We start from the raw sequence: 6,120 nt of genomic DNA on the forward strand, positions 1-6,120 counted from the left end.
TTTTACTCGATGCCCAGCTTGGCCTTGACGAGGTCGTTGACGGCCTGCGGATTGGCCTTGCCGCCAGTCGCCTTCATCACCTGGCCGACGAACCAGCCGGCCATGCTGGGCTTGGCGCGGGCCTGCTCGACCTTGTCGGGATTGGCCGCGATCACCTCGTCGACCGCCTTCTCGATGGCCCCGGTGTCGGTGACCTGCTTCATGCCACGGCTTTCGACCAACTGGCGCGGATCGCCGCCCTCGTTCCAGACGATCTCGAACAGGTCCTTGGCGATCTTGCCGGAGATGGTGCCTTCCTTGATCAGATCGATGACGGCGCCGAGCTGGTCGGGCGAAACCGGAGCGGATTCAATGTCCTTGCCGGCCTTGTTGAGAGCACCCAGCAGATCGTTGATGACCCAGTTGGCGGCGAGCTTGCCGTCGCGACCGGCCGCCACCTTCTCGAAATAATCGGCGATCGGCTTTTCCGACACCAGGATCGCGGCGTCGTAGGTCGAGAGGCCGAGCGAGGAGATCAGCCGCAGCTTCTTGTCATCGGGCAGTTCCGGCAATTCCTTGGCCAGCCTATCGACATAGGCCTGGTCGAATTCCAGCGGCAGAAGGTCGGGATCGGGGAAGTAGCGATAGTCGTGCGCCTCTTCCTTGGAGCGCATCGAGCGCGTCTCGCCCTTGACGGCGTCGAACAGCCGCGTTTCCTGGTCGATCTTGCCGCCATCCTCGATGATGGCGATCTGCCGGCGCGCCTCGTAGTCGATGGCCTGGCCGATGAAGCGGATCGAGTTCATGTTCTTGATTTCGCAGCGCGTGCCGAATTCGCCACCTGGCCGGCGTACCGAGACATTGACGTCGGCGCGCAACGAGCCTTCGTCCATGTTGCCGTCGCAGGTGCCGAGATAGCGCATGATGGTCCGCAGCTTGGTCACATAGGCCTTGGCCTCATCGCCGGAGCGCATGTCGGGTTTCGACACGATCTCCATCAGCGCCACGCCGGAGCGGTTGAGGTCGACATAGGACATGGTCGGATGCTGGTCGTGGATCGACTTGCCGGCATCCTGCTCCAGGTGCAGGCGCTCGATGCCAACCTCGATGTCCTCGAACTCGCCCTGGCGGTCGGGGCCGACCGAGACGATCACCGTGCCCTCGCCAACGATCGGCTGCTTGAACTGCGAGATCTGGTAGCCCTGCGGCAGGTCCGGATAGAAATAATTCTTCCGGTCGAAGACCGACTTGTGGTTGATCTGCGCCTTCAACCCCAGGCCGGTGCGGATCGCCTGCTTGACGCATTCCTCGTTGATGACGGGCAGCATGCCTGGCATCGCCGCATCGACAAGGCTGACATTGGCATTGGGCGCGGCACCGAAAGCGGTCGAAGCGCCGGAGAACAGCTTTGCTTCCGAGATGACCTGTGCGTGCACCTCGAGGCCGATGATGATCTCCCAGTCGCCGGTGGCGCCGGATATCAGGCGTTTTGCGTCAGGGGTGCGAGTGTCGATGATGCTCATTGTGGCCTACGGACTGAAGTGCATTAATGCAACTTCGCTAGTGCAAACCGCCAAAAGAGACAAGCGCAAAGCCGTGGGCGCAAAGCCGTGGGCTGGCCTCTTCGACCGCTTTCGCCTATATGCCGTTCGTCTCAATGGAGAGTGGATGTCCACTTACGCGCAGTCCCGGTGAGGCCCTGACCTCGTAGCGAGGCAGGGCAGAAAACCTGAAACCCCGTGCCGCGAAGCTTCGCGGCGGCGGTATTTTTCGTTTTCCGGGAACTCTTCACATGGATATTTCTCGCATTGAACAGCGCATCCTGCACCTGCTCGCGCAGGGTGGACGCATTGAAATCGAAAAGAACGACAAGAAACGGATCGCCTCGGTCAAATGCCTGACCCGCGACGGCTGGCATTACCCCGGCGTCGATCCCGACCTGTTTCGAAAATTGAAACGCAAGAAGGCGGTTTCGTCGTCCGGCGGCGGGCCCTACCGCATCACGAGGCTCGGGCTCGAACTCGTTCGCTCCGAACTCGACAACAGGTAGCCTTGGTGCCGCCGGCCGGCACCCGGCCGGCGGTTGCCGACCGCTTAGGCGGTGGCGATGTAGGCCCGGATTTCCTCGGCCTCGCGCTCGACGTCCTCGATGCGGCGCTTGACCACGTCGCCGATGGATACGATGCCATCGAGCAGGCCGTCCTTTTCCACCGGGAGATGGCGGAAGCGGCCCCTGGTCATGATCTCCATCACCTCGTTGACGGTGTGGTTTTCGTTGCAGATCTTCACCTTCGGCGTCATCGCCGAGCGCACAGCTATATCGAGCGCGGCACCGCCTTCCCTGGCTACCACGCGCACGATGTCGCGCTCCGAAAGGATGCCGACGATCTTGCGATCGCCATTGGTGATGACCAGCGCGCCGATCCTGTGCTCGGCAAGGATGCGGATGGCTTCGCTCAGTTTTTCGTTCGGCCCGAGCGTCAACACGTCATGGCCTTTTTGCTCGAGAATGGCCTTAACCGTCATGGCGTCCTCCTCTACTTTGCCAACCGGTTCCTGCCCTGACCGGCTTTCACATAAGAGTGAACATCGTGCGCCGTGATCGGTTGCATTTCAAGCCCGGTCGGAGGTCTCCCATTCGGGCGCTTGCCATATCCAGTCGAACCAGCGCAGGCCGAAGAAGCCCGCGACAAAGCCGCCGATATGGGCCTCCCAGGCGACCTGGCCATCCACGCCGGGCGCGAAGCCAAGAAGGCCGGTGGCCAGATTGATGATCATCCACATGGCCAGGAAGATGACGACGCCGCGCGAGCGCAGCACGACCCCGACCGGCAGCACCGGGCCGGCAAAAGCAGCCTTGCCGGCCGAGCGGTCGGTGCGGAAGCCAAAGCGCGCCGCAGCCCCCATCATGCCCGATATGGCGCCCGATGCGCCGACCAGCGGCGCTTCTCCATACGGATGCATCGCCCAGAAGAGTGCCACCGAAGCCAATCCCGTGGCAGCAAAGAACAACGCGAACCGAAGCGCGCCGAGCCGATTGGCCAGCGGCGAGCCGAAGGCGGCAAGCCAGACCATGTTGATGGCGATATGGGCAAAGCCGCCATGCATGAAGGCATAGGTGAAAGGCCGCGTGAAGAGAAACCAGTCGAACCCGTACCGGCCGGTATAGAGGACGGGAATGAAAGCTCCGTCATAGAGCAGCGTCATCTGCTGGGCGTCGTTCAGCGCATATTGCTGCAGCAGGTAGACGACCGCGCAGATGCCGATCACCGCCAGCACGATCGGCGGCAGATTGAACACCGGCTCACGCACCGGTGGCGGCATGGTCTCGGCCGGTTCGGGCTCGGACGGATTTTGCTGTTCGCTCATCTGCAATCGCACTCGATGCTGGTTCGACGGGGCTGGTTCGACTGGGCTGGTTCGACTGGGCTGGTTCGGTCTGGCGAGCATCTAGATCACCGCCGATGGAACCGCAAACGGCGAATCGTCCCGCTCCGAATCAATGGGGCGAATCAAAAAAGAAGCCGTCCAAGGTTTCCCCTGAACGGCCGGTCGAGCCCCTGCTCCCCTAAAACTCTTGACTGAAGTGCTGCCGATCGTCGCGAAACGACCGCTTCTGGAGTGGTTTTGGTGTGCCACGCGGCGGCCCAGGGCGCAACGTAAACCAGTTGTTAACCTTAACGGCCCCGACCCGTGAACAAGTGTTAACGACGCTGGCACGCTTCCTGCTCCCCAACGCATGTAGGTCATCGGAGGGCGCCCTTCTGTTCACCGATGGGACATCAGACGACAGAATGCGCGGAGCTTTGTAGTATGAACCAAAACGGATCGATCACGCTGTTCCACTATTGGAACCGCCTGCGTGACGGACGCCCCGCTCCGAAGCGATCGGAAGTCGAGCCGGCCGATATCAAGTCGCTGCTGGCCGACACGTTCATCCTCGAAAAGGACACGCGTGGGCAGCCTGTATTTCGCCTGGCCGGCACCAGGCTCTGCGCCTCCTACGGCCGCGAACTCAAGGGATTCTCCTTCCCGTCGCTGTGGCGGGAGAAGGATCAGAGGCTGGTTTCGCGGCTCATTCACGGGGTTTTCGAGCAGAAATCGGTCGTGCTGATCATTTTCGAGGGCTTCAGCCGCAACGGCCGCTCCAACAAGTTCGAATTGCTCGCCTTGCCGCTCGACGGCGGCATCGAAAATCCACGCTGCCTCGGCGTGATCAGCGCCGTGGAGAAGCCGTTCTGGCTGGGCGCGGATCCGATCACCGACGCCTTGATCGATTCCATCCGCGTCATCGACCCGGAGAAGGAACTGCTGAACAGCCGTCCGGCGATCAACGTTCCCTCGCTCGTTCCCGACGAGATCGAGGCGCCCGAAACGATCTCCGCGCTCGGTCGTGCCCGCCGCATCCGCCATCTCGTCGTTTTCGATGGCGGGCGGGACGAATAGTTGACGATCGCATGGTCTTGCAGGCTCGTTTTTCCCCTTTGTTAACCCGATTTGTTGTAGTTCTCTGCTGAAGTTCCTCGCATCCACGCGCGGGAATGCCAAACGGGGTGTAGGCAGTCATGAGGTCAGCGGCGGTCGACTACGCGCCGTCCCAAGCTGAAAGGCGTAACTTTCAGCGCGTCCGGGTCAAAATCTACGGACGTTTCATGCTGGAGGACCGCACCGAGCACCCATGCCAGGTGGTGGACATGTCGCCCGGCAACGTGGCGCTTCGCACCGACCGCATTGGCATGCCCGGCGAGAAAGTCATCGCCTATATCGACCATATCGGCCGCATCGAGGGTGTGCTGACACGCACGCTGCCGGATGGCTTCGCAATGACGGTGATCGCGTCCGACCGCAAGAAGGACAAACTCGCCGCGCAGTTGACATGGCTTGCCAACAAGCACGAACTCGACCTGCCGGAAGACCGCCGCCACGAGCGCGTCTCGCCCCGCAACCCGACGAGCGTGCTGCAGCTCACTGACGGCCGCCAGTATCAGTGCCGGATCATCGATCTGTCTCTGTCGGGCGCCGCGATCGAGATCGACGTGAAACCGGCGATCGGCGTCCAGGTCATGCTCGGCACGATGCGGGGTCAGATCGTCCGGCATTTCGAAGATGGCGTCGCCATCGAATTCGCCGTCATCCAGCGCCCCGAGACGCTCGATTCCGAATTCAACACGCCGCGCGCCTGATCGGCCGCAAAGCATGCCCGTCAAGCCGGCCCTCGCGGCCGGCTTTTTCGATTTCGGGGTACGGCGATCGATAGATCTTGGACGGCAGGTCGACATAGTCGGAAATGGTCCGGGCGAGGCCGAATTTGCCGAAACCCCAGCGCAGCAATCCAACCAATTCAATACTAAAATGATTCAAATTTTATGTTTATTCTCTAGGCGTTTTACTTAAAATCTACTTCGGGCCTTTGCGTCGAATAAATCCAGATGTGGCACTGTCTCCTTCGAACGGGGAGACTGAACAATGAAAAAAACGAGGGGCAAGCTGTTGCTGATGGCAATGGCGATGCAGCTTTCCGCCTGGGGATCAGCATATGCCGCGGGACCGGCCTATATGCATACCGGCGGACGCACGACGCAGCCTGTTGGCCACTATGAATTCTGCCAACGCATCCCCAGCGAATGCAACGAGAAGACCGCCAAGGGGGCGCCTGTCGACCTGAGCCGCAAGCTCTGGGCGACGATCGTCAGCATCAACAATTCGGTCAACACCCGCATCAAGCCGCGCACCGACATGGAAAACTACGGTGCCGAGGAATACTGGGCCTACCCGGACAATGGCTATGGCGATTGCGAGGACTACGCGCTGGAAAAGCGCCGCGAGTTGATGGATGCGGGCGTGCCGGCCGGTGACCTCTTGATGACGGTTGCGCGCCAGCCGAATGGCGACGGCCACGCGGTGCTGACCGTGCGCACCAGCCTCGGCGAGTTCATCCTCGACAATCTTGAGACCAAGGTGCTGTCCTGGACGGATACCGACTACACCTATCTCAAGCGTCAATCGACGGAGAATTCCGGCGTTTGGGTGACGATCAACGACGGCCGTTCCGATGCGGTCGCCAGCGTCCGCTGAGGACGCCAATGAGATCAGGCGCGTTGCACGACGCGCCTAACGAGAAACCCGGTCGAGTCCCCACCC

General features: G+C 61.3%; 7 protein-coding genes. 4 read left to right on the plus strand and 3 right to left on the minus strand.

Annotated features, from left to right (window positions below):
* Positions 1 to 2: 2 nt before the first annotated feature.
* Positions 3 to 1,502 (minus strand): Asp-tRNA(Asn)/Glu-tRNA(Gln) amidotransferase subunit GatB, encoded by a 1,500-nt coding sequence (gatB, locus tag FJW04_RS25060; RefSeq protein WP_140717345.1) that lies wholly within the window; start codon positions 1,500 to 1,502, stop codon positions 3 to 5.
* A 269-nt stretch (positions 1,503 to 1,771) separates the two neighbouring features.
* Between gatB and FJW04_RS25065 the strand changes: the two genes are divergently transcribed.
* Entirely contained in the window at positions 1,772 to 2,029 is a 258-nt protein-coding gene (locus tag FJW04_RS25065; protein ID WP_140717357.1) for a YjhX family toxin, read from the plus strand.
* 44 nt (positions 2,030 to 2,073) lie between these two features.
* Here the strand turns inward: FJW04_RS25065 and FJW04_RS25070 are convergent, their stop codons facing one another.
* Both FJW04_RS25070 and FJW04_RS25075 read right to left on the minus strand, forming a co-directional pair.
* On the minus strand, positions 2,074 to 2,505 hold the full coding sequence (locus FJW04_RS25070; protein ID WP_015318050.1) for a CBS domain-containing protein: 432 nt from the start codon (positions 2,503 to 2,505) through the stop codon (positions 2,074 to 2,076).
* 87 nt (positions 2,506 to 2,592) lie between these two features.
* Positions 2,593 to 3,348 (minus strand): rhomboid family intramembrane serine protease, encoded by a 756-nt coding sequence (locus FJW04_RS25075; protein WP_140616934.1) that lies wholly within the window; start codon positions 3,346 to 3,348, stop codon positions 2,593 to 2,595.
* A gap of 444 nt (positions 3,349 to 3,792) precedes the next feature.
* On the opposite strand from FJW04_RS25075, the gene FJW04_RS25080 reads away from it, so the two are divergent.
* The 3 genes from FJW04_RS25080 (at position 3,793) to FJW04_RS25090 (ending at position 6,054) form a co-directional block, all read left to right on the plus strand.
* A complete protein-coding gene (locus FJW04_RS25080) occupies positions 3,793 to 4,425 on the plus strand; it encodes a PAS domain-containing protein (RefSeq protein WP_015318052.1) in 633 nt (210 codons plus the stop codon).
* Positions 4,426 to 4,544: 119 nt separating this feature from the next.
* Positions 4,545 to 5,162 (plus strand): PilZ domain-containing protein, encoded by a 618-nt coding sequence (locus tag FJW04_RS25085; protein WP_015318053.1) that lies wholly within the window; start codon positions 4,545 to 4,547, stop codon positions 5,160 to 5,162.
* Positions 5,163 to 5,445: 283 nt separating this feature from the next.
* A complete protein-coding gene (locus tag FJW04_RS25090) occupies positions 5,446 to 6,054 on the plus strand; it encodes a transglutaminase-like cysteine peptidase (protein ID WP_140717347.1) in 609 nt (202 codons plus the stop codon).
* Positions 6,055 to 6,120: the final 66 nt, after the last annotated feature.

This window comes from Mesorhizobium sp. B2-7-3 (assembly GCF_006440715.1).
GTDB lineage: Bacteria > Pseudomonadota > Alphaproteobacteria > Rhizobiales > Rhizobiaceae > Mesorhizobium > Mesorhizobium australicum.